This is a genomic window from Streptococcus sp. S5 (assembly GCF_034134805.1).
Taxonomy (GTDB): Bacteria; Bacillota; Bacilli; order Lactobacillales; family Streptococcaceae; genus Streptococcus; species Streptococcus lingualis.
Window position 1 is genome coordinate 1,568,996 of record NZ_CP139419.1, and the last position, 24,629, is coordinate 1,593,624.

The 24,629-nt window shown below is 42.0% G+C and carries 23 protein-coding genes; 4 read left to right on the plus strand and 19 right to left on the minus strand.

Annotated elements, in window-relative coordinates:
- Positions 1-48: 48 nt before the first annotated feature.
- From SM123_RS07520 to SM123_RS07535, 4 genes are all read right to left on the minus strand, one after another.
- The gene (locus SM123_RS07520) at positions 49-1,440 is read right to left on the minus strand and encodes an APC family permease (protein ID WP_320909356.1); all 1,392 of its coding nucleotides are present in this window, start codon (positions 1,438-1,440) and stop codon (positions 49-51) included.
- Between the two features lie 284 nt (positions 1,441-1,724).
- Positions 1,725-2,555: a hypothetical protein gene (locus tag SM123_RS07525; protein ID WP_320909357.1), complete on the minus strand. Its 831-nt coding sequence runs from the start codon at positions 2,553-2,555 to the stop codon at positions 1,725-1,727.
- Positions 2,552-3,352: a hypothetical protein gene (locus SM123_RS07530; RefSeq protein WP_070589537.1), complete on the minus strand. Its 801-nt coding sequence runs from the start codon at positions 3,350-3,352 to the stop codon at positions 2,552-2,554. Before SM123_RS07530 ends, SM123_RS07525 begins: the two co-directional genes overlap by 4 nt.
- Positions 3,346-3,675: a PadR family transcriptional regulator gene (locus SM123_RS07535; RefSeq protein WP_003012258.1), complete on the minus strand. Its 330-nt coding sequence runs from the start codon at positions 3,673-3,675 to the stop codon at positions 3,346-3,348. Before SM123_RS07535 ends, SM123_RS07530 begins: the two co-directional genes overlap by 7 nt.
- A gap of 259 nt (positions 3,676-3,934) precedes the next feature.
- Here SM123_RS07535 and SM123_RS07540 point away from each other — a divergent pair, with 259 nt between their 5' ends.
- Entirely contained in the window at positions 3,935-5,899 is a 1,965-nt protein-coding gene (locus SM123_RS07540; RefSeq protein WP_320909358.1) for a peptide ABC transporter substrate-binding protein, read from the plus strand.
- Between the two features lie 479 nt (positions 5,900-6,378).
- Here the strand turns inward: SM123_RS07540 and SM123_RS07545 are convergent, their stop codons facing one another.
- The 6 genes from SM123_RS07545 to SM123_RS07570 all read right to left on the minus strand — a co-directional run bounded on the left by SM123_RS07545 (position 6,379) and on the right by SM123_RS07570 (position 13,574).
- Entirely contained in the window at positions 6,379-8,382 is a 2,004-nt protein-coding gene (locus SM123_RS07545; RefSeq protein WP_320909359.1) for an FtsX-like permease family protein, read from the minus strand.
- Entirely contained in the window at positions 8,375-9,142 is a 768-nt protein-coding gene (locus tag SM123_RS07550; protein WP_320909360.1) for an ABC transporter ATP-binding protein, read from the minus strand. Before SM123_RS07550 ends, SM123_RS07545 begins: the two co-directional genes overlap by 8 nt.
- Positions 9,143-9,467: 325 nt before the next feature.
- Complete coding sequence (locus SM123_RS07555; protein WP_320909361.1) at positions 9,468-10,022, minus strand: hypothetical protein; 555 nt, start codon at positions 10,020-10,022, stop codon at positions 9,468-9,470.
- 213 nt (positions 10,023-10,235) lie between these two features.
- Complete coding sequence (locus SM123_RS07560; protein ID WP_320909362.1) at positions 10,236-11,354, minus strand: DUF4767 domain-containing protein; 1,119 nt, start codon at positions 11,352-11,354, stop codon at positions 10,236-10,238.
- 83 nt (positions 11,355-11,437) lie between these two features.
- Positions 11,438-12,295, minus strand: coding sequence for an alpha/beta hydrolase (locus SM123_RS07565; protein ID WP_320909363.1), 858 nt, complete (start codon positions 12,293-12,295; stop codon positions 11,438-11,440).
- Positions 12,282-13,574 carry a PTS transporter subunit EIIC gene (locus SM123_RS07570; RefSeq protein WP_320909364.1) on the minus strand — a complete coding sequence of 431 codons (1,293 nt, stop codon included), beginning with the start codon at positions 13,572-13,574 and terminating at the stop codon, positions 12,282-12,284. Before SM123_RS07570 ends, SM123_RS07565 begins: the two co-directional genes overlap by 14 nt.
- Positions 13,575-13,894: 320 nt before the next feature.
- On the opposite strand from SM123_RS07570, the gene SM123_RS07575 reads away from it, so the two are divergent.
- Positions 13,895-15,289 (plus strand): MFS transporter, encoded by a 1,395-nt coding sequence (locus SM123_RS07575; protein WP_320909365.1) that lies wholly within the window; start codon positions 13,895-13,897, stop codon positions 15,287-15,289.
- A gap of 275 nt (positions 15,290-15,564) precedes the next feature.
- Complete coding sequence (locus SM123_RS07580; protein WP_061590981.1) at positions 15,565-16,260, plus strand: VIT1/CCC1 transporter family protein; 696 nt, start codon at positions 15,565-15,567, stop codon at positions 16,258-16,260.
- Positions 16,261-16,288: 28 nt separating this feature from the next.
- On the opposite strand, the gene SM123_RS07585 is transcribed toward SM123_RS07580, so the two are convergent.
- From SM123_RS07585 to SM123_RS07625, 9 genes are all read right to left on the minus strand, one after another.
- The gene (locus SM123_RS07585; protein ID WP_045759196.1) at positions 16,289-16,828 is read right to left on the minus strand and encodes an NADPH-dependent FMN reductase; all 540 of its coding nucleotides are present in this window, start codon (positions 16,826-16,828) and stop codon (positions 16,289-16,291) included.
- A 304-nt stretch (positions 16,829-17,132) separates the two neighbouring features.
- Positions 17,133-18,191, minus strand: coding sequence for an Rpn family recombination-promoting nuclease/putative transposase (locus tag SM123_RS07590; RefSeq protein ID WP_320909366.1), 1,059 nt, complete (start codon positions 18,189-18,191; stop codon positions 17,133-17,135).
- A gap of 244 nt (positions 18,192-18,435) precedes the next feature.
- Complete coding sequence (locus SM123_RS07595; protein WP_021152814.1) at positions 18,436-19,359, minus strand: L-lactate dehydrogenase; 924 nt, start codon at positions 19,357-19,359, stop codon at positions 18,436-18,438.
- Between the two features lie 152 nt (positions 19,360-19,511).
- On the minus strand, positions 19,512-20,423 hold the full coding sequence (locus SM123_RS07600; RefSeq protein ID WP_320909367.1) for an Rpn family recombination-promoting nuclease/putative transposase: 912 nt from the start codon (positions 20,421-20,423) through the stop codon (positions 19,512-19,514).
- 82 nt (positions 20,424-20,505) lie between these two features.
- Positions 20,506-22,236: a DUF2075 domain-containing protein gene (locus SM123_RS07605; protein WP_320909368.1), complete on the minus strand. Its 1,731-nt coding sequence runs from the start codon at positions 22,234-22,236 to the stop codon at positions 20,506-20,508.
- Complete coding sequence (locus SM123_RS07610) at positions 22,233-22,571, minus strand: nucleotide pyrophosphohydrolase (protein WP_251458791.1); 339 nt, start codon at positions 22,569-22,571, stop codon at positions 22,233-22,235. The genes SM123_RS07605 and SM123_RS07610 overlap by 4 nt, the downstream gene beginning before the upstream one ends.
- Positions 22,572-22,698: 127 nt before the next feature.
- Positions 22,699-23,064 carry a TIGR02328 family protein gene (locus tag SM123_RS07615; RefSeq protein WP_315378364.1) on the minus strand — a complete coding sequence of 122 codons (366 nt, stop codon included), beginning with the start codon at positions 23,062-23,064 and terminating at the stop codon, positions 22,699-22,701.
- Entirely contained in the window at positions 23,065-23,442 is a 378-nt protein-coding gene (locus tag SM123_RS07620; RefSeq protein WP_320909369.1) for a YbgA family protein, read from the minus strand. It lies immediately after the preceding gene.
- A 259-nt stretch (positions 23,443-23,701) separates the two neighbouring features.
- Entirely contained in the window at positions 23,702-23,959 is a 258-nt protein-coding gene (locus SM123_RS07625; RefSeq protein ID WP_003006102.1) for a SemiSWEET family transporter, read from the minus strand.
- Between the two features lie 286 nt (positions 23,960-24,245).
- Between SM123_RS07625 and SM123_RS07630 the strand changes: the two genes are divergently transcribed.
- Positions 24,246-24,509: a SemiSWEET family transporter gene (locus SM123_RS07630; protein ID WP_003012241.1), complete on the plus strand. Its 264-nt coding sequence runs from the start codon at positions 24,246-24,248 to the stop codon at positions 24,507-24,509.
- Positions 24,510-24,629: the final 120 nt, after the last annotated feature.

The following is a 24,629-nucleotide window of genomic DNA, read 5'->3' on the forward strand; positions in this document are numbered from 1 at the left end:
CTTTCCCTATACAAAAAGCCAGAGTTCTTCTACTCTAGCTTTCATCTTTTATTGATTTTCTTCTGAATGGCGATACCCATAACCGAAATAAATTCCGATCCCAATCAGGAGAGCAACTCCGAAGGCCAGCCAGGTCGATAGGGAATACTGGGTCATAAAGGACAGGCAGACCACAATTGATAGAATTGGCAAGACTGGAACCAAGGGTGTTTTAAATTCACCAGGTCCAGGAGCCCCGTGTTCCTTGCGCAATTTCAAGAGGGCAAAGGCCAACATAACCAGGTAAGCCAAGGTACAAATATTTAAGAAGGAAGCGATACTGGCTAGTGGAAAGACTCCACCAGCAATAGCAGCCATTGATCCAGCTACTAGTGTTGCATTTTTGGGAATTCTAGTTTTTGGATCGAGTTGTTTCATAGCTTTTGGCAGGAGACCATCCCGCGCCAAACTGTAAATCATCCGTGAGAGGGCAAAGGTCATGGAAATGCAGACGGTGATTAGTGTCAAAATCGCTACCAGCGATACATAATTTCCAGCCCAGCCGGCTCCGACCTGACGGAGGGTAAAGGCAACCGCGTCTTCTACATTTAAGTTCTTAAAAGGAACCATACCGGTCAAAACCAGGGTGACCAAGATATAAAGAACGGTTGTGATCAAAAGACTGAGGACAATCCCGCGAGGGACGTTCTTTTGTGGTTCCTTGATTTCATCGACCGCCATGGAAATGGACTCAAAACCAAGAAAGGCAAAGAACATGAGCGAAGCTCCAGCCATAATCCCTGTCTGACCACCATAGATTTCGCCAAATCCATACGGAGCAAAGTTTGCCCAGTTGCCAGGATTTAGGTGAAAAATCCCCACAAGGATAAACAAGGCAAGAGCGGAGAACTTGAGTAAGACCAGCAAGGAATTAAAACGTAAGACCGCTTTTGCATTCATAAGGACTAAGGCTGTGACGAGGACCATGACCAAAATAGGCAAGAGATCCACATAAGTCCCCGCAGCTGGATCAAAAGTGCCATTTAGAGCAGTCGGTAGCCTCCAGCCAAGATTGGCTAGCAAACCTTTGAAATAGGCTGCCCAACCTGAGGCCACCCCTGATACAGCCGTCATAAATTCCATCACGGTCAACCAACCTGCAATCCAGGCAGGAAACTCTCCAAAGATAGCATAGAGGTAACTATAGGCTCCCCCAGTCGCAGGAATACGAGAGGCAAATTCGGCAAAAAAGAGAGCCGAGAGCCCTACGCAAAAAGCTGCAATCACAATCGAAATGATCAAGGCTGGCCCAGCTAAATTCGCTGCTGCAGTTCCCGTAATCGTGAAGATCCCTGTCCCCACCATGGCACCAATTCCTAAAATAATCAAATCCCACAAACGTAAATGGCGATTTAGACCCGGGTGTACTTGCCCAAGTCCCTTTTTTCGAAATAAATTCATATCTATTCTCCCATCTAATGAGTTTATTCTATCATACTTGGACAAGAAAGAGAGTGGGACAGAAATCGGTAATTCGTCAGAATTCGATTTCGTCGTCCCACCTCCGCACAGTTGAGTAGGGCATCTTTGGAACTTGAAAAGCGAACAAATACTTAGGAAACTTGCTTAGCAAGTCCTATCTACCACCTCAAAGCAGTGCTTTGAGCACTCAACCACTGCGTCTTGCTCGACAATCCAAAAACAATTGAGAGGCTAGGACTTTAGTCCCAGCCCCCCTTTTCTTTCTATTTATCACTTTCCGTCCTATTCTTTTTCAAAGCACGAATCGTAAACCAATAATAAATAACCAGCCCAAAGACGATGATCACTGTGGGCAGAAGAACTGTCATACCAAGATTCTGAACTCCTTGTGCCAAGGTCCAGCGATGTAAGAATCCAACCCCTAAAAAGGCGACGATAGGAAAGATGAAAGCTCGTCCAAACTCTTCTTTCCATTGCCAAAGAATGAGAGCCCCGCTAGCCCCTGTCATGAGAAGAGTATCCCAAGGACTAGGGACTACAAACCAAGCAAGAGCTGGCAAGAAGCGGACTCCCACTATTTCACCGACAAAATAGAATCCTAGAACTAGAACAAATGCTACATAAATTGCTTTTTTCGTTTTTTCCTCCGCAAAAATGAGACGACGAAGGAGATAGAAGATGATCCCAACAGCTAGGAGTCCCAAAATGATGTCTGTCAAATAGACTAGTGGCTTGAGCACAAGGACTGCTTGAGAAGCAAAATCACTTAAGAGGCGATAAAATATCACAATACCTGAAAAGATAGCCCCATATTTCAAAACAGACCGCGTCGATTCTTTGGGCATATTTTCGATGATTTGGTCTGCCATTCCCTTTGGATCGAGACCAAAATAGTCCTTGGCCGTTAAGCCATCCGCTCCTGCTTGCGAAAAATCTAGCGCTAGATTATAGACCTGCTCTCTTAAGGCTTTCTCCTCATATAAGAAACCTGCAAAATTGAAATAATCCCAGAGATCTTGGAAATAGGCTTGGTCCTCCTGGCTAAAGGTTTGCATCAAGGCCTGCGTTTCTTCAAAATACATTGCTGATTTCATGCTTCTTCCTTCTTTCTTTGGAGACAAAATACAATAAGGGTCAGGACTAGTCCCATGAGAGGAAGTAACCAGCCTATTAAATGAGCAGTTTCCTGATTCACAAGACGAATCCAGCATCCTGTAACTAGGAAAGTCAGGCCCATGACTAGTAGACTCGACATCAGACGATTCCTGCTTCTAAAAGCCATGACCGTAAACCCAAGTAAGACTAGGACAGCGAGAACAATTGCCCAACCATCTGATAAGAAGAGACTCCCAATGTGGCCAAAATAGATCGAAAATTGTCGTACGATGTTCAGAAATACCATCAGGCTGATCACACTGATAAACATAGCCCAAGACCACTTCATTTCACCATAGCTCTGTTTAGACCAAAGCCACGTGATGAACTGGCTGAACACCAAGAAATTGAGGAGAATGACAACATAGGTCAAGGGTTCGATTTTTAGTGGCGTCATCCAGGTAAAATCCATTAAATAACGCATGCCAACCAAGATCACTCCAAGTAGGAAGACGAGTCCCACATAAGATCCTAAAGAGCGTTTAGGCAAGTCTGAAAGAACTTGATCCACCATCGCCCGTGGATCCTTTCCAAAATAATCCACCGCCCGAATGCCTTCTTTTTCAGCAACTTTCAGGTCGCAAACCATATTGTAGAGTTGTTCACCGAGTGCTTCATCATCATAAAAATAGGATTTGGCCCCAATATAGGCCACCATTTTTTTCACATAGGCTTGATCCTCTTTGTTTAGATGAATCAATTCATCTGACATTTTTTCGGTATAACTTTCTACCATTCTTCTCCCTCCTTCTTGATACGTTCTACTTTTGTGACTAGCTCCTGCCACTGGTCCCAAAATTCCTCTAAGCGCTCTCTTCCAGCATCACTGAGTGAAAAATACTTGCGATCAGGACCATCTGGAGACGGCCTCATTTCCCCATGAATGACCCCTTGTTTTTCTAATTTTTGAAGCAGGGGATAAATGGTCCCAGCGACAATCTTATCAAATCCCATCTCTTTGAGACTTTGGATCAATTCATAGCCATAGATAGCCTTTTTGGAAATAATCTCCAGCACACAGCCCTCCAAGACTCCCTTTAGTAATTGGGACTCTTTCATCCTTCTCACCTCTTTCTTCACATTTTTCACTAGTTTGTTTTACATACTAGTTTGCTCACTATCAGTATACTCTTTCTTTACTAGTATGTAAAGCATAATAGTAATTTTTTAAAAAAATTTTTATTCCTTAAAAATCCCTTAAAATCAAGGGTTTTACTGTATAGTGGTGTGTAAATATACAAAAAAAGTTCAAAAAACACTTTATTTTGTAGATTGATTGGAGTATAATAATTAAAATTATTCAAAAGGAGACACGAATATGAAAAAATCGAAGCTTGCTCTTTTAGCAGGTGTCGCCGCGGCTTCAACGCTTTTCCTTGCTGCATGTGGCTCATCTTCTAATGCGTCAAAAGGGACTACTTACAACTACGTGTATGGTACAGACCCTGATTCCTTGAACTATTTGACTTCAAATCGTTCAACTACAAGCGACATTACAACCAACTTGGTCGATGGTTTGTTTGAAAACGATCAATACGGTAACTTAGTGCCTGCTCTTGCTGAGGACTGGTCCGTTTCAAAAGACGGTCTGACTTATACTTACAAGCTTCGAAAAGATGCGAAGTGGTATGATTCAGAAGGAAATGAATACGCTGACGTCACTGCACAAGATTTCGTGACATCTCTAAAATACGTAGCAGATAAAAAATCGGATGCTCTTTACTTGGTTCAAAACTCGGTCAAAAGCTTGGATGACTATGTAAACGGGAAAACCAAAGACTTCTCAACTGTTGGGGTAAAAGCTGTTGATGATCACACTCTTCAATACACTTTGAACCAACCAGAATCTTTCTGGAATTCTAAATTGACGACTGCTACCATGATGCCAGTTAATGAAAAATTCTTGGAATCAGCTGGGAAAGACTTTGGTAGCGTGAAACCAAATGGTATCCTCTACAATGGTCCATACATTTTGAAATCCTTCACTTCAAAATCACAAATCGAGTTGGATAAAAACCCTGATTACTACGACAAGAAAAATGTTCACATCGATACGGTTAAATTGACTTACTTCGATGGATCTGACCAAGACTATCTTGCTCGTAACTTCTCAGATGGGAACCTATCTACTGCTCGTCTCTTCCCAACAAGCTCAACTTACAGCACAATTGAGAAGAAATTCAAGGATAACATCGTTTATACACCTCAAGATTCTACTGTTTACTACGCTTACTTCAACGTTAACCGTCAAAACTACGGTCATACGAAGAAGACGTCTGATGAGCAAAAGAACAGTACTAAGACAGCTCTTCAAAACAAGAATTTCCGTCAAGCCTTGAACTTTGCTTTAGACAGAACTTCCTACAGCGCTCAAGTTAACGGGAAAGACGGAGCATCAAAAACTCTACGTACCCTTCTAGTTCCACCAACATTTGTGCAAGCCAACGGAAAAGACTTCGGTACGCTCGTTGAAGAAAAACTTGCCGCAACAGGAGATGAGTGGAAAGGTGTTAGCTTTGCTGACGCGCAAGATAGCTTGCATAATGCGGATAAAGCCAAAGCGGAACTTGAAAAAGCGAAATCTGAATTGCAATCACAAGGTGTTCAATTCCCAATCCATATCGACTATGTCGTAGACCAATCTTCTAATGCTCTTGTCCAACAAGCAGACTCTATGAAGAGTTCTATTGAAACAGCTCTTGGTAAAGACAATGTCGTGATCGATGTACAAAAATTGTCTACAGACGATGCAGACAACGCTACTTACTTCGCCCAATCACCAGATCAAAAAGACTTTGATATGGATATCACAGGTTGGGGACCTGACTTCCAAGATCCATCTACTTACTTGGATATCTTGAACCCAACAGATGGTTCAACCTTGACTGGTATGGGACTTGATCCTAAGAAAGACCAAGCTCTCATCGAAAAAATTGGTTTGAACCAATACAAAGAATTGTTGGATGCTGCTAATGCTGAAAAATTGGATACCAATGCGCGTTATGAAAAATACGCTGCTGCCCAAGCTTGGTTGACTGAAAACGCAATGGTACTTCCAATCTACTCTAAGGGTGGAGTTCCATCTATCACGAAGGTAACGCCATTCTCAGCAGCAAATTCTGCAATTGGTATTAAAGGTGAATCAAGCTTCTTCAAATACCAAAAAGTTCAAGATAAGACAGTTACAACTGCTGATTACGAAAAAGCTTATAAGAATTGGTTGAAAGAAAAAGAAGAATCAAACAAAAAAGCGCAAGAAGAACTTGCAAAACACGTGAAATAATCGTGATAGAAAACACCGGGGATTTGATCCTCGGTGTTTTTGATTAAGGAAAAACCTATCCTTGAAACTTTCCTTAGGTGAGTACGGACGTTAGCGAACTTCTCCGAAGTTTCAAAACTTAGTTTTGAACCTAAAGTTTCAAAACTCCCGAGAGGCTGGGACAAAAGTCCTAGCCTCTCAATTATTTTTGGATTGTCGAGCAAGACGCAGTGGTTGAGTGGGCTCTACTACGCTGATTTCATCAGCTTTTACAGCCCTACTCAACTGTGCGGAGGTGGGACGACGAAATCGAATTCTAACGAATTACCGATTTCTGTCCCACTCTCTTTCTCACGGAGGAAAGTTTCAGTATTTGTTTAAATAAGCTTTAAAACATACATTATTATAATTCTTTCCGCAACACTTAGCTTGTTCTATGAAAAAAACAGTTTGTCTACTTATCGGCTTTTTCATTTCCCAATCTTTTATAGACTCGAACGCTATCTCACGACAATCTTTCGATAACTTCTAGAAGTCAGAAGAAAGACGAGGATATAAGAGATGAAAAAGACAGCGCAGATGGCTAAGGTTGTTTGAAGGACCAAGCCCGCATTGTTCGCTCCTAAGAGAGCAACGATTTTTGCAATCATCTTATAGGCCACTCCTAGGTAGAGGAAGGAGAAGAATAATGGAAGGAAAAAGACGGTGAGAATCTGTTTGCGTATGGTGGTGCCGGTTTGCTTTTGGTCCAATCCTACTTGTTGCAAGATCACAAAATTTTCCCGGTCCTCATAGCCTTCTGAAATCTGTTTGTAGTAAATCACGAGAACCGTAGCCAATAGAAAGATCACAGATAGGAAAACACCAATAAAGAGGATTGTCCCTGCTGATTCACGCCACTCCTTCTCCATGCTGTATCGATCAACCCCACCAAACAAAGTCCCACCATATTGACTCATTTTGTCTGTCGAATAAAGCTCTTTGGCCATTCCAGCTATAAAATCTTGGTTTTCTTTATTTTTAGCACTAATAGAGAATTCCAAATTTTTATCAATTTTTAATCCCAGTTGGTTCAAGTCAGGGAGGACAAGATACAAGCCCATTTGGTGTTGAAACAGGTCGGCTTGAGGGAGTTTCCCTTGGATAAAATTGGAGTCTAGTTTTTGCTTAATCGCGAAGCTCTTTCCATTGATTTCTAATTGCGAGTCTAGTCTTCCAGGATACTGATACCCATAGGCTAGGATTTCATTTTCCCCAAGCTCAACTTTTTGACCCGTCAGTTGCTCATAAGTTGCCTGATCAAAAAAGTAGACTACTCCTTCTGTCTTCAATTCCTGACCAGTTTCTTGATCGGACTGGTCATAAACCTCTAAGACCTTTCCATCAATCTTTCGAATTTCAGCCGACCAGTATGTTGTCTGATTCACTTGATAATCTGATAGATGTGTCGCATCGGCCACTTTCTTAATTTGTGCTTGAACCTCCTCAATAACCGGTTCTGTTTCAGCTTCTGAAGTCATATGCCCCACACTAATATTGTAGTCCGAAGGGTACATAGTATCTAGGTAATTCTGCCCTCCAATAAAGAGATTCAGCGACCCTGTTAAGGTGACCAAGACCATGGTGGAAAGAATACTAATGGTCGCAAGGCCCGCTGCATTTTTTCGCATCCGTGCTATTAAGTTGGAGACGGATATAAAATTCTCTGGCTTGTAATAGTAGGATTTCCGACCTTTGAGAAATCTTAAAAAGGTAATGGTGCCTGCGTTGAATAAGAGATAAGTCGCAAGAATGACCAAGATAACGGCAATAAAGAATCTTTGGACAGCCGCAACTGGACGCTCTGCGGTTAGCGCTAAATAGAAAGCAATTCCTAAGAGTCCTAGTCCTAAAAGAGTTTGGACCAGCAAGAAGCGTCCTTTCTTCTCTCCTGCCTTTTTCTGTTGCATGAGGTGGAGGGAACTGTAGCGCAAGAGACGGAAAGAATTTAACAAGAGAATGAGGGCAAAAGCTAAGGCTAGCCCAAATAAAGTGTTAAGAACAGCCCCTATCTGGAAGGTCGATTGAATGACGACTGGAAGCCCCATACATTTTAAGAGGAGGGCAAAAATCAAGGGATCAAACAAGAGCCCCAAGCCCAGTCCTACTCCAACTGTGAGGATATAGAAGATAAGCAATTCCCATAAGGTCATGACGAGGAGATGCTTCTTCTCCATCCCCAAAACACTGTATAATCCCAATTCTTTGGAACGATTTTTCATAACATAGCCATTGGCATAAGCCACTAAAATGACGACGACCAGCTGGACGACGAAACAACCAAAACCAAGGACAGCTCTTGCCGTTCGTCCTCCGTAAGAAGCTTCTAAATGAGGGGTCGTTGCCAGGGCGATAAAGCTATAGAGGATCATAGTCGTTAAAATGATAGCTATAGCAAAAGGGTAATAGAGCTTACGATTTTGTTTGAGGTTGGAAAGAGCTAATTTACTTGTTAATTTAAACATCACGATCCTCCTTACTCGCCATGACCGTCAAGGTATCCGAGATTTCTTGGAACATCTGACGTTCTGTTTTTTCCCCGCGGAAGATCTGGTTGTAGAGAATTCCGTCTTTGATAAAGAGCACGCGCTTGGCCCGAGCAGCCGCTGCAGTTGAGTGGGTCACCATGAGGATGGTTTGCCCCATTGTATTAATATCTTCAAAGACATCCAGCAAAGCAGCCGAAGACTTGGAATCCAGCGCCCCTGTTGGCTCATCCGCCAGGAGGATTTCTGGCGAGGTGATGATGGCCCGTGCTACGGCCACCCGTTGCTTTTGCCCACCAGAGATTTCGTAAGGGTATTTTTCTAAGAGCTGGTGAATGCCCAACTCCCGACTGACGCTATCGACCTTGCTCATCATTTCCTTGACCGGTCTGCGAGAGAGGACGAGAGGCAGGAGGATATTGTCCTTGACAGACAAGGTATCGAGCAGGTTGAAATCTTGAAAGACGAAGCCTAGTTTTTCGCGACGGAAGCTCGACGCGTCCTTGTTCTTGATGGTCGAGGTGTCTATGCTATTTAGGTAAACCCGCCCTTCAGTCGGCTGATCCAGCATGGCTAGGATATTGAGGAGGGTGGATTTCCCAGATCCTGATTCCCCCATGATAGCGACGTACTCACCTTTTTCCACGGTAAAATGGATATCCTTTAAGGCTTCGACCTGCGTTCCTTGAAAGCGGGTTTTGTAAATTTTTTTGATATGTTGAACGTCTAGTAGGGTCATGGTCTGTTCCTTTCTAGCTCGAAAAAGCTTCAATTGTTTTTTACAAATCAATTGTACTAAAATAAGAACGCTTTCACCATAACATAACCTTACATTTTACCCTTTATTTCTTACATTTTTGTAAGAAAACAAAAATAGGCTAGGACAAAAGTCCTAGCCTATTAATTGTTTTTGGATTGTCGAGCAAGACGCAGTGGTTGAGTGGTCTCTACTACGCTGATTTCATCAGCTTTTACAGCCCTACTCAACTGTGCGGAGGTGGGACGACGAAATCGAATTCTAACGAATTACCTATTTCTGTCCTACTCTCATTTTCATTTATGAATTATTCAGCTGATGAAGAGAGCAATGGTGCAATTGATTGATAAGCACCTTCAAGAGCTTTTTGGGCAATATCGCGAGCACTCTTTATTTGTTGTGCAAATTGAGCACGAGGTTGCTCAGGCACAACTGTATCATCAGAACCAAGGGATGAAAGTGACTCGTTAAAAGCTTTTCTTGCAGTTTCCATAGATTGGATACCTGCATCTACTTGCTTATTATAGGCCTCTTTACCAGAAGCTGGAATCTTATCACCAATTTCTTTGAGATATTTTGTGTAGTTATCGATCATTTTTCCATAAATGGTTTTCATATCACCAAGTGTTTTGGCGTTATCGATTTCATCATCAGTCAACAAGACAATTTCTGGAATATCAACAGAAGAGGTTGCTGATTTAGATGAACTGCTTGATTTGCTTTCTGAAGTAGATGATTTTTCTACTTTGCTAGAAGAAGCTTTTGAATCCTTGCTTGATGATTCTGAAGCAGTTTTACCAGAACAAGCTGCTAACGTTGCAACCGACAAGAGAGCCACACCGGCTGTAAGAAGTTTTTTCATATTTTTTCTCCTATAAATAAAGAATGAATATATTTTAAATGATTTTCCTTTAATTGTCAAACATTTTCTGTTTTCAAATACTTATGCACCGCTAATTATCACTAGTTCTTAACATATTTTATATCCTAAAAATTATTTCTTTTATTGTATTTTTATTCATTCTTTGGATAAACAAAACCAGAAAAACAGTCCTTTTCTGGTTTATTCTTCTTTTTATTGATGAAGCAACTGTGTAAATTCTTCTTGAAGTTCCTTGTTGTCCGTTGGTTTTAGATACATCTTTCCACCATTAGTCGTTGGAGAATGAAAGACAATGCCTTCTCCTGTATCTGTAATGGCAAAGAAATAACTATGCACATCTGGATACTTGTCCCAATTGCTATAGCGTTCCACGATGCGGTATTTTGCATTTCCCTGACCAGTATCTGTATAAATGGCATCCATCTTGCTATTTTCCCCTAGAGTATAGAGGTTGTCTGGTCCTACATCACCGCCAGCGATGCCTTTTTGATAGTTGGGTTGGCCCATCTTTTCTCCCCAGGTCTTCATAAATTCTGCTAATTTTGCTGATTTTTCAGCGTTCCAAGGCGTTTTTTCCTGGCTTTGGCTATTTCCCGCTGATGGTGCGCTGTCAAAAGTTTGCCAGTCAAAAGCCTTGAGATCCAGTTTATTCTCATCCGATTTTCCAAAGAGGCTATTCAGATCTGAACCAGGTACTTGGACTTCTTCTTCCTGGACTTTGGTCGCAGCTTGAGGCGTCTTTTCTATCCGTGAGAGCACAGCTACCCCACGGCCAGTTCCTGACATCCAGCTGACTTCTAAGACTTCTCCTCCCTGATAGAGGGTCGTCGCATTGCGCGCTCCACCGTGTCCAGCGACGAAACCTTCAGCTAGCAGGGTCGGTTTTTGGTTCTTGAGGTAATAAACTCCTGTCACAAAGTAGCTTCCATCGGTCTGCTGATTGGCGATGATCATCTCATCTACCCCATCGTTATTTAAGTCCTTAAAGGCATAGCGAACGGCATCTGGCTGATTGATCACGGTCTCGATCACCCAGCTATTGATCATCCGATCTTCTTTGGCTAATGCATCATTCAATTTGGAAATAGCATCTAAATCTTTTGAAGTGGCAAAAATCTTTTGGTAGTCTGAAAAAACAGACTGGTATAATTGTTTGTTATCTGCTTTTTTCGCTTGTTTCTTTGCTGAGGTCTGGCTTGTTGCAGCCTCTTTTTTGGGACTGGACTGGCGTTGGTATCTTTGGTAACATCCTGTTAACATGACCATACTCGAAGCCACTATTCCTAACTGCACCCATTGTTTTCTTTTCATCTTATTTCCTATAGTCTCCCTTATTTTCATACTAAACTTTATTATACTAAAAAAAAGGTGAGGAAGGAATCCCTTCTTCACACTTAGTTTATTTTATTCGGTTTGGCACGACTATCCGTTTGACTTTCAATATGCTCTTTCACCAAGGCAACTACCTCATCATTGGTCGGAAGATCCGAGTGCTGGGCATCTTCCCCCGTCACCGTAATCTCCGTATAGCTAGCTGCTTGGTTTTGGTAGATATATTTCCCAGCAGAAACACTGGCATCTGGGACCAACTCATCTGAATCATAGGTGATGGTCCCTGCTACTGAATACATATGAAGGGTTGTGGGGATAGCTTCTTTTCCCTTGATAAAGTCAGCCAACATCTCAGATTTATTTTTGATATTGGTCTCCGTGAAATTGTAGGGAGTTCCGATGGTCATGAGGGTCTTGAGATCCACATCATAATCCCCCAGGTAATTTTCAATAAAGGCTGTATAAATCAAGCCACCGTTGGAATGACCCAAGCCCTTAAAATTATTAAAATTGTATTTGGCTTGAAGGGCTTCAAAGGCTTGATTGAATAGTTTAGCCTGCTTTTTAATGTTGCTATAGCCATCTTTGTTGTTTTCAAAACCAACCACAATTACCGGCTCATTGTCCTTGGCATCAATACTACCACTATAGGTGATATGCCCATCATTCCAAACCTTAAGCTTAAGTAGACTGTGTTTGGTTCCTTGGCGGCCTTGGTTGAGCTTGGTTACCAAGCTATCGAAGCGGTTCTCTGTTGCTGAGCTTCCCGGGATCATGATGATGGGAGACAATTTTGAATTATAAAATTTCTCGATTTTTGAAACATTGGTCCGAGTCCAGCTATAAGAAGGAATGGCTAAAGCGATTAAGAAAAGACTAACCAAAGTGAGGACGATCGCTGTTTTTTTAGATTGTTTCATCGCTTTCTCCTTTCACTTTTAGATCTTTTCGGATACGATTTCCCATGCGGACAAATGGTAGATAAAGGAGCACATCGACGGCAAAACAAAGTATACTGACAGCTAAGGCTCTCAGACTTCCTCCGGTTCCAATAAAAGCATAAAGAAGGCTAGGTGTCCCATCTGGCACGGGATAGACGGCTGCTGGCATCAGTTTGAAGCACAAAGCTAGAGCTGCTATCGCCATATTCACCAAAGGGATCAATAAAAAGGGAATCACATATAGGAGGTTGAGAAGGACCGGTATCCCTACCATGAAAGAAGCCCCATTGTTAAAGAGACTTGGAAACAGACTGAGAAGACTGACTTTCTTGTCCTTTTGACTTCGTGAAACCAATAAGATTGCAACCAAAAGCGCTAGGACAGCGCCGACACCAGCCACCAGACCAAAACTGCGGTACAAATTGGTCAAGGTATAGAGATGAGGAATGCCTGTCGTTGAATGATGGGTCACAGCGTAGGTCAGATTTTCCAAGGCAAAGCTATCATCCGCAATTGAGTTCAAGGCAAAGACTTGACTATTACCAAACCAAGCAGATATGCTACTGAAAAGACCCATGACAAAGGTGGACAGGAGATGATGACTGCTTACCGTTAGAGAAGCCAAGAACTGTCGGATAGTTTGAAAAATATTAAATTGATTTCCAAGAACCAAAAGAAGATTGAGGCTGACCCCTAGAACTAAGGACAAGAAAATGGGACGCACCGTCTTGGGTTGATAGATGAAATCCTTGTCCACAATCTGGTCGTCACTGGCCTTGGATAGACGAAAGATCTGCCCAATTAGATAGCCTAAAAAAATCGCTAAGACGATATTGGTCGTCGCGGGTAAGTTGATACGCGTCAGTTGCCCGTCATGGAGCGGTCCCACCAACAATTCCTGAGACCCTACAATCAAGCTGACCAAAAGAGCGGTGACACCTGCTGTCCCTGTACTTCTACCATAGTGCCCAGCTGTATATTTTCCAGCGAAATAAGTCGCTAAAGGTCCTGCTAGACCTCCTAAAAAATTGGAAAAATTAATGAGGACTTGACTAATGGCCTGATCCCACGGCAACCAGCTATCCATCGAAAAGAGCTGATGGATATAGCCTCGATCGGAGAAGACCGATAGAGCGATCACCCGAATGATTCCTGAAAATAGAAAAAAAGGAAATAAGGAAACAAGGGTTTTCTGGGAAATTTGAATCAAACTTTTTTCTCGTAACCAGAAAAACTTCTGGACTAAATACTTGGTCATGGGGCCTCCTGTTCGAGTTGATTGACTTCTTTACGTTTACTGTTTTCTTCTTATTATACCATACTGGCGAGCCTTTCCTTTCGTTTGGAGAAGCATCGTCTTTTGAGAATGCTGTTAATATTTTCAAAACTTTTCAAAAACTCTTTGACAGGGGTCTTCATTTCCTCTATACTATTTGTTAGCTAACAAAACGATGGATCAGGTTACCGTTGGTCGTGCTATGCTCCTAGCGATTGGAGCTGACGGAAAATCAGATCGTAACCATGATTTTTATACCATAGTCCATATCTTTAGGAAGATTTAGGAGGAATCAGACACCGATGTCACAAGAAAAAATTTCAGCCAAGGTCTTATTTGCAATCTTTGCAACAGGGATCCTTTCCTTTTGCGGGGTGGCTGGAGAAACTGCCATGAATATCACCTTCCCAATATTGATGAAGGAATTTGAGATCAATACCGCAACCGTCCAGTGGGTCACCACCATCTATCTTCTAGTCGTTGCCTGTGTAGTCCCCTTATCTGCCTACCTTAAGCGCTCTTTTAAAATGAAGTCCATCTTTTTAGTTGGAAATCTCCTATCTGTTTTAGGTGTTCTCATTGACTTCCTAGCTCCAAGTTTTGGCTTTGTGGTCTTGGGTCGATTGGTCCAAGGAATGGGGGTTGGTTTTGCCCTTCCTCTGATGTTTAATATCATTTTAGAGCAGGTCCCAAAACGCAAGATCGGTCTCATGATGGGAGTGGGGACCCTGATTACAGCTATCGCTCCCGCCATTGGTCCTACTGTCGGTGGTCTCTTGACAGCTAACTTCGGCTGGCGCTCCATCTTTTTGGTTCAATTCCCGATCCTTCTAGCTTCGCTAGTTGCAGGACTTCGCTCCATTGAGCAAATCAGTAAAGTCAAACGAGAAACCCTTGATATCATGAGCCTTCTCGCCATTATTGCATCATTTTTAGGCTTGATTCTAGGCATTCACGGTCTCTCTGACCATGCTTTCTTTAGTTTTTCTGTCCTTGGTTGGCTGGTGATTGGGTTCTTGGGACTGGTTCTCTTAGTCTGGCGGTCCAATCAGTTGGAGAATCCCATTATCAACCTTGCCATCTTAAAGAACCATCTCCTCACTGGCCATGTTCTTGCCTTTTTCACTTTCCAATTAGGTTCTCTGGCCATGAGTTTCCTCTTGCCCAATTATATCCAGTTGGTCAACCACTCTAACACCACACTTGCAGCTTTGATGCTGCTTCCAGGAGCCATCATCGGAGCTGGCTTTGCTCCTTTCTCCGGTCTCATTCTAGATAAACTAGGCGCCCGCAGACCAATTCTCCTTGGAGCTGTTTTGATCCTTCTGGCTCATTTCTTCTTCACACTCTTTGGCTTGAAGTTATCAAATGTCTTGATTCTTGTCTTTTACATGATCTTCATGACCGGTATGGGGCTTGCCTTTGGCAATATCATGACCAACGGACAAAAACAACTCTCTCTGGAAGAGCAACCTGATGCGAACGCGATTTTTAACACCTTGCAACAATTTGCAGGCGCTGTCGGAACAACCCTAGCTTCGCTGATCGTTGCCATGAGCCAAGCTAATCAAAAGATGGACTTCACCCAAGCCACTGCTAAAGGAAGCCGCAACGGTTTTATGGTCTTATTTGCCTTAGGCATCTTCCAACTGCTTCTCTTATTTTGGGTTGTGGGGAAAGAACAAGATACGAATTAATTTTTCTCATCAGAAAACAGCAATTTGCTGTTTTTTTGTTATCCTTTCCGCACTCGCGTTAGAATACCATCAGGATCCTCAAAGGTAAAATCACTTCTGCTAAATAAATCTTGCTAGAATAGGCGTATGACCTATTCTTTCTTTTTGCTTGCAATGCCAAAGATTATAACTTAAATTTCATTAAATTGTCGAACTTTTATCATTTGAGTTAAAATCCTTGCTTTCTTATTGTATTTTATTTATAATCATTCTAAATAAGATAAAGGAGACATTGTATGACTGAAATGAAACATGGAGTAGATGAATCATTTAACGACCGCTTGAATATCTTGAGAGCCGCTGTTCTCGGGGCCAATGATGGGATTATTTCTATTGCTGGGGTGGTGATTGGGGTAGCCAGTGCCACACCAAACATCTGGATCATTTTCCTATCTGGCTTGTCGGCGATTCTGGCAGGTGCCTTTTCGATGGCGGGCGGTGAGTATGTCTCTGTTTCCACACAAAAAGACACGGAAGAAGCCGCTGTGAACCGCGAACAAGCCTTGTTGGATCGCGATCCAAAGTTAGCGAGAGAATCTCTCTACCACGCTTACCTTCAAAATGGAGAATGCGAAACTTCCGCAAAGATTTTGACAGAACGGGCCTTTATGAAACATCCACTCAAAGCCCTGGTCGAAGAGAAATATGGTATCGAATATGAGGAGTTTACTAATCCTTGGCATGCTGCTGCATCTAGCTTTCTTGCTTTTTCGGTTGGTTCCCTTCCTCCAATGCTCTCTATTATTCTCTTTCCAACTGCCTATCGCATCCCGGTGACGGTCTTCGTTGTTGGACTATCCTTGATCTTCACTGGCTATACCAGTGCAAAACTGGGAAAAGCACCAACCAAGCCAGCCATGCTTCGCAACCTCATCATTGGCCTTCTCACCATGGGTGTGACTTACTTCTTCGGACAACTCTTTAGTATCTAAAAAGCTGAGACTTCTGTCTCAGCTTTTCTTATGCTTCTAATAAGGCTTGTGCTTGTTTTTCCAGTCCTGCGACCGCTTCATCTGTCAAGACTAATTCACCTGTTTCCCAAGCTTCTGGGTTAACGGTTGTTCCAGTAAACTCTCCAACCACTTGAGTCCGAACGAAAGGCAAGAGCGCTTGGTAAGCCGCAAACATTGGTTCGTGTCCGGCATTGGCTACTGAAGAAACCGTTACGATCTTATCTTGAAGGGCAGATGGACCACGAGTTTCTGACAGGTCAAGGGCACGGCTAAGCCAGTCGATTAGGTTTTTCACTACACCTGGAATAGCAAAGTTATAGACTGGCGAGAAGATCCAGATGGCATCCGCAGCAAGAACCGCATCACGCGCTGCCTGCACAGCTGGTAGGGTTGGTGTTTCCAAATCTTGGTTCATCATTGGAATGTCCTTGTAGTCCAAGTAAGTCACCGTTGCTTTTCCTTCCAGAAGACTTTCTGCTTTCTTAGCCATTTGGTGGTTAAAAGATCCTTGACGAAGGGATCCGACAATAAATAAAATGTTTTTCATAGTTGTTTCCTCTTTCTGTTGTAAGATTATTTATTACAATAGCTATTATACAGGATCACAATGTAATGTCAAGGATTACAACTCGTATTTTTAAACTTCTATTCCAGTTCACTAGGTGAGGGGCAAGAGGAGTGAGAAAAAAAGGTTGGATAAAAGTTTCCAACCTTCAATAAATCATAACCGTATAAATCTGTAGAGGATCAAGATCCAAAAATAACGAACTCCTGACGATCTTTACAATCCATTTTAGAACTACTTTTTTCTCAGCAAGTCAATTCTCAATCCCAAAATTCTGTTCTCGCTACTACTCCTCGTTAGACGAATCCGTAGCCAACATTTTTTTGATGGATTCGCAGGATAAATCTGTCATTTCAGCAATCATCTCGATACTCATCCCCTTCAAAGATAGTTTTTGAATCAGAGACTGCTGACCAGCTTGAACTCCCAACTCCATGCCTTCTTGTCTGCCTTGTTCCAATCCCTGTTCGAGACCACGCTCGAGTCCTTGTTCAAGACCTTGTTCGAGTCCCTGTTCAAGACCTTGTTCAAGACCTTGTTCGAGTCCCTGTTCAAGACCTTTTTTCAACCCTTTCTGAAAACCGGCTTCCAGTTGTTCTTTCCGAAAGGTATCCATGCTCATTTCCCAATTTTCTCTGATACGAATCCGTTCATCAATCATTTCTTTTTCCTCCCTTGTCCAATTTGATGGGATTAGGAGTGATTCTGCCTGCTCGATCACTTGATCTGGTTGATGACTGAATGGGCGATTACCAAAAAATTCAAGCCATTGTCTCCAGTGAGCATTCAACTCCGTATCTCTACTTTCATTATACTTATCCAACTCTAAAAAGGCAACCTTTAACATATTGTGCGCTACTCCATCCTTTCGAGAACTATAAAGAGGTGTCCCATCTACTGTATGGCGCATTTCATAGACATTGACGGGTGAATCTAAATGAGGAAAAATACTTCGCTCCAGGATAGCGATCCCATAGACCGGCTCCAGCTCCTGGTACATAGAATGGGTTGCCCCTTTCTTTCGCTTGCGTTGGACATTTTCTACCAGTTGATTGGCTAAATAATAGTGGAAACGATTCAAGAAATACTCTTGCTTCAAAACTTGAATCTCAATGATCACTTCAAGCCCACTATCTAGTCTTGCTCTCACATCAACGGATGTTTCAAAAGGAAGATCTCCTAAAAACCCCTGCTCATGGATCTGGTCTCCTTCTAAAATCTCAACGGACTCTACTGGCAGATCCAATACTTCGCGGATAAACTTTGCTGTCACCTCCGGCAGGCTAAAAATCTTTTTTGCCATTAAATCCAAGGTGGGCGATACATACTCGTGTCGTTTCTTCATAGCAACCTCCAATGATTTCGTGTAGGGAATCCCCTCACTTATACCATTCGAAAAAATTGCAGAAAAAAGGGAGTGGGAAAGAACTCTGACTAGTTAAAAAGAGTTCGTTTTCCCACCCCCGCACAAGTTGATTAGGTTATCTTTGGAGCTTAAAAAGCGAACAAAGATACCAATCAACCACTGCGTCATACTTTTATGCATATTATACATCGAAGGGTGAACAAATTGTGCCCAGCCCTCACTTTTATGCATGCTCCAAACCTTTTCGTGTATTTTCTTTGATGGTTTCGGCTGAATGGAGTAATTTTTCTTTTTCTTCTTCTGTCAAATGCAAATCCAATCGTTCAAGAATTCCTTTTCGACCTACGATCGCTGGATAGCCAAGATAGGTTCCATATTCTGGACGATAGTTAGACACTGGCATTTCCTCGTGGCTATCATTGATCACAGCTTCTGCTAAGCGTTGGGCTGCCGCAGCAATCCCAAAGTTGGTATAGAATTTACCAAAGAAAACCGTGTGTCCACCGCGCAAGGACTCGTAGTTGATGGCGTCAAGCTCTTCTTGAGAGAAGAGATCGGTAATAGCATGTCCCTTAACACGGACCTGACTCCAAGCGACAAATTGAGAATTCCCATGCTCACCAAGGTTATAGCCTGATACACTAGCAGGAGAAACCTGCAAACGATCAGCGACTGCACGCTTCATCCGAGCTGTATCAAGTAACGTCCCTGTCCCAATCACCTGCTCTTTTGGAAGGCCGGTATATTGTTGATAGAGTTGAGTGACTGCATCGACCGGATTGGTCACGACCAATAAGACCCCGCTAAAGCCAGAAGCCTTCAAATCACGCGCTACTTGCACCACTTGCTTACTGGTAAAGGGAAGCTCCGCAAAACGGTCATCTGTGTTATTGGCCTGCAACTCGATATTTCCAAGAGTCGACACCACGACATCCGCATCTTCTAAAGCCGCGTAGTCATTGACCGTGATATGAACCGGATACCCCGTATTAGCAACCGTATCACAGAAATCCAAGGCATCTGCCTTGACCTTTTTCTCATTGGTATCAATCAAGACCAAGTGATCACAGGTGTGTTTCAAAATCATGCTGTGGGCCAAGGTCGCACCCACATGCCCCAAACCAATAATACCAATTTTTCTTGTCATCAGAATCCTCTTTTCTAGTATCGATCACACTGTTGGTGAGGATCGCTCTTTGTTGACTCTATTCTACCACAATTCTAGAAAAGAAGATTGAAAAAATGGGAAAATTTTCAAGTTTTTTCAAAAAGAAAAGAGGCAGTGCCTCTTTTAACAACTCAGGAAAGAAGAGTCTCAATTTCTTCAATGGTCAAACCTGTCATCTCTGAGATAAGATCAGGTGTCATTCCTCGTGAGACCATCTCGCATATCAACTGTTTACGACCTTGTTCCAGACCACGTTCCAGACCACGTTCCAATCCTTGTACTAAACCTTCTTCGCGTGCTTCGTCTATCGCTGTCTCCAGGGTCATATCATAATTTTCTTGAATACGAATCCGCTCGTCTATCATGGTCTTCTCCTCCTTGGTCCAGCTAGATGAATCTAATAATGAATCTGCGTGGGCAACGGCCTGACTGGGAGCTTTTGTGAAGGGAAGATTCCCAAAAAACTCCAACCACTGTCTGCCTGCATCAGTCAGGTTCTCATCTTTATTATACTTGTCTAGCTCTAAAAAGGCAACCTGCAGAAGATTTTGGTGCTTGCCATTTTTATAATAGGCCTTGAGTCGCTTGCCGGACCGGCTATTGGTCAGCCAATATTTATTGATGGCGGCCTCTTCGTCCAGTAAGAGCGACTTCTCCAAAATCGCAATCCCATAGACTGGCTCCATCTGCTCATACATCTTATGTGTCTGGCCTTGCTGGCGCAGTTTTTGCACATTTTCCACCAGCTGATTGGCCAAATAGTAATGGAACCGATTCAAGAAATACTGCTGCTTGCGAATCTGGATCTCGATAATCACCTCAGTCCCGTCGTGGAGCTTGGCTCTCACATCCACCGCAGTGGAGAACAAGTCATTCTCCTCATAGGCCATGCTGTGGGGCTGGCTTCCCTCCACAATCTGAGCGTCCGCCACATCTAGCTCCAAAATGTCCCGAATAAATGCTGCAGTCACCTCCGGCAAACTAAAAATCTTCTTAGCCATGATATCCAAGGTCGGCGATACATGCGCGTGTCTTTTCTGCATCCCTGCTCCTTTTCGATAAAAAATAGAGGGAAGGTCCCTCTACTTCTATCATTCGAAAAAAATTTGGGGAATAAGAAGCATCTTATTTTGTCGCATTTTTTAAAGCTTGTTGAAGTTCTTCATCAACCGCATAGACGTATAGCCCGTTAACTCCACGGGTGAGCAAAACATTTAACTCATTTCGCAATAATGTTTCTCCGTAATTAATCATTTCACCTGATTCAAGTTTTCTGTTTTGAACAGCACTTTTATTTTTGCTTTCACTTATATCAAAAATAATTTTCCCGTCTCTATATTTGACAGATGGGCCAATGATAACTCCCACATAATTTAGATCAAATCCCTGAACGGTAAACGTTGAGCCAATTTCATGAATCGTTTGAGACTGCTCTATCCAGGATAAATGTTTAGATTCTTTTTCTTTTGCAAGTTGTCTGTTCCATGGACAAGACCAGTCTCCGATACGGACACACCAATAGTCAGAATCCTTTGGTTTTGATTGACTACTGTATTCCCAATCATAGGTTGCTGTTAAGCGTGAAATCCCTAAACTCTGATTATCATTTTTTTCCATGATTGCACTTTGAAGTTCCTCAGGAGAGTCAAAAACTCTAATATCATAATCATTATCAATTGGAACCTCATTCACAACTCCAGTATCAATCAAGTTTCTTATCCACTCAACTGTTTCTTTTGTTGCATGGATACGCATTTGGTTATGTAGCGTAATGAGATTTCCTTTTAAATTGGCTTCATGTTCCAATTTCAAGAAAGCATCATCTGTCCATATTTGGGATTTATTCATGATCTGATTTTCATCATAAACAAGAACTACTACTTTGGATTTAGCGAGCAAATCATTTAAATGATTCCCACCTAAATAGGCTTGATTTTTTGCAGTCAATAACAAGTGACCTTCATCAACCACTACAATTCCAGCATCAGTTTTTTCTTTTTTCAGAGCATTTAAAAATTGAGTTGGTTTCATCACAACATTAATATTTGATCCACTCTTCCATTCCAATTTTTTCTCAATTTCTTGGTAAACACTGAGTTGATCATCATGATTCACAACCAAATTAATATCATTGTTCTCACGAATCATCTGAATATCTTCAGAATTCAACAAATCATCGATGAGGGAACTCATCAAAACCGTTTTCCCTGCACCAGCATCACCCTTTACTAAAATTAGAACTCCTGTTTCATTTTTACTAATGACAGATGTAATTTTGAGCAATATTTCATTTTTGGCCTTCACTTGTTCATCTGTTAACTTGTGAAATGGAGAAGATTTAAATATCGCTGAATTTCGAATAAAACTTTCTGCTGGGAATAAATAATGGTTTTTCCGATTTAGGGTTCTCCATATCTTTGAGAAAATCTCGTCTAACTCTTCAGAAGTATAATATTTGTTTTGAGGATTTCCTCTTCTATTCTGAACCCTTTCAACTTGGTCAACACTTGATAAGTAAAGCATTAACCTATTCTCAATATCCAAGGTCAAAGATTTATTGAAATGGTTATGCCCAATAACAAACATTTTAGAGGTTTTAGATTGTTCAAATTGTCGCCAATCTTCTCGGTCCTTCTTTATATCATCTGATAGGTGCTGATTTGTTCTACGAATGATATCTGTTGTTTCTCCGACATAAACACTATACTTGTTTTTATTCTCATCGTTTACGATGTATACAGTTGGATAATCAAAGATAAGCTTAGAATGTTTCGGAGCAATCGTTTCTTTTAATTGATCAAATGTTCGATTTGAATAATCGATTTCTATAACTACGGGTGATTGAATGTCGCTCATTTTTTCTCCAAGTCCGTATATTTTTTATTATTTCCCTTGCTTAATTCTACAGGATATTTTTTTGCATTTATATCAATTTTCTCTTTTATAATTTTTTCTACATCCAGATTCAAATTATCTGCTAACATTAAAGAATACATAAAAACATCCGCAAGTTCTTCTTTGATTTCTTTTAATGACTTTTCAACTACTTCCTCTGATTGTTTCCACTGAAATAGTTCTAACAATTCGCTCGCTTCTAGTGAAATCGAAATGGCCAAATCTTTTTCATTATGAAACTTTCTCCAGTCACGTTCATCTCTAAATTGATTAATTAAGTCGATTAATTCTTTCATCCGTCTATCCTTTTCCTGTACATAATCTCCTATTATTATAGCATGTTTGGGAAAGAAATTAACGCTTTCAAAGCATTTTGTTGGGAATTGGCGCAAAAAAACGAACCTGGTCTGGTCCGTTTTTTTTTTAATCTAATTGAATCCCTTTTTCTGCTAGGTTATCTAGGCATTCTTGGAGGTAAGTGTCCTGATGCTCAGGATAGATCGGCGTGGTTAAAGCTTCCTCTTTCAGCTCTGGGTAAGCTGGGCAGGTTTTGCCTCGATAGGTCGGCTCCCACCACTCTGGACTGACCTTGTAGCCACGAGCGGTCATCTCCTCCATGATCAGGCGGTGATAGGCATAGAGGCGATAGGGCGAGTAGTCAAAGACATAGTTGACCGTCGCGTGCTTCTTGCCCCAGCCATTACCTCGAAGGGCGCAGCATTCCCGGTGTTGGCCTAGAAGCTGGGGTCGAGGGAGTTTGGGAATCAAGTCTTGGTGCCACAGTCTCATCTATTGACCTCCTAGTAGTGTTGACTCTTGCAAGTAGCGATTGGGATAACGCTCAAGGAGCGTCTGGATCCCCTTGATGAGATCCTCTTGGCTAGCTTGCCCATGCTGGTATTTCTCAAGTAGCAACATAAAGTCTGCCTTTTCCTCAGCAGTCGCCTGCTTTTTGAAATAGCCCCAGATATGCTGGAAGGCATTGGAGACCTGACCACGATTTTCCGGCAAGGCTAACGCTTGCTGGATCAGGTCCTCGACGTGGCTGACCTCCACCTGGTCTTGCTTGAGGTATTCCCGGATCTCCTTGTAAATGTTGCTGGAATGGCTCAGCACCAGGTACTTATTTTTCGCCCATAGGACTTGGCAGTGATGTTTTTGATCCACTCGTGTCTCCTTTTGATCTTCTCGGTTAATAGTCCTCCCATTATACCATGGAAATGAGTGAAGTTATAAAAAAGAGGCTGGGACAAAAGTCCTGGCCTCTCAATTGTTTTTGGATTGTCGAGCAAGACGCAGTGGTTGAGTGGGCTCTACTACGCTGATTGCATCAGCTTTTGCAGCCCTTCTCAACTGTGCGGAGGTGGGACGACGAAATCGAATTCTAACGAATTACCAATTTCTGTCCCACTCTCTCTTTCATTGATTACAAGGCTGTGATGGCTGTGATCAAACCAAAGATGATCCCTGGTGCATTGGCTGCAGCAAGTGGAATATCGCGTTCTTTTTTGAAGAGTCCGTAGTAAACCCAAAGGCTACAGTTGATGGCTGCGACAAGAGGTTGAACAAAGTTCCCTTTGTGACCAGCGAGGTTATCCATGATTTGTGGGAAGTAAGACACGTACATCATCACAGACATAAAGGTCGCAACCCAACCGAGAATTTTCATTTGTTTTTCATTCATTTTGAAACTACCATTTCCTTTTCTTTTTTTAAAGTATGCACTATTCTACCTTTTGTCCTTTACAAATTCAAGTCTTTTTTTCAAATGTTACCGAACTGTAAAGTGTCACAATCTTGTGATTTTGCAGGAAGATGGATTTCTCTTCGAGAGAGTCTTCTCTCTAGTTTCCATTTTTGACACATTGTCTAATTTTGTGCGAATGTAATCACTTTCATCTTGCATAGCATGCAAATTAATTGCATTTTCTTCCTACTTATGCTATTTTGATACACGGAGGTAAAATTTTATGAATAAACAAAAAATCAACCAAATCGTTGGCTCGATCGGTGCCTTTATTGGGATTATCGTTTTCATTGCCTACATCCCACAAATTATTGCTAATTTACAGGGAAATAAGGCCCAACCTTTCCAACCCTTGTCAGCTGCTATTTCTTGCTTGATCTGGGTCATTTATGGTTGGACAAAGGAACCTAAAAAAGACTGGATTTTGATCATTCCAAATTCAGCAGGTGTCATCCTAGGGGGATTGACTTTCCTTACATCACTTTAATAGAAATCGATCAAAGACTGAACTCGACTGGTTCAGTCTTTTTTGTGTATCCCTTTGAAAAACAAAAACAATCGCAGTCGGTTTTCACAGAAAAGGCTCGCCATAAGCGAGCTTAAAAAA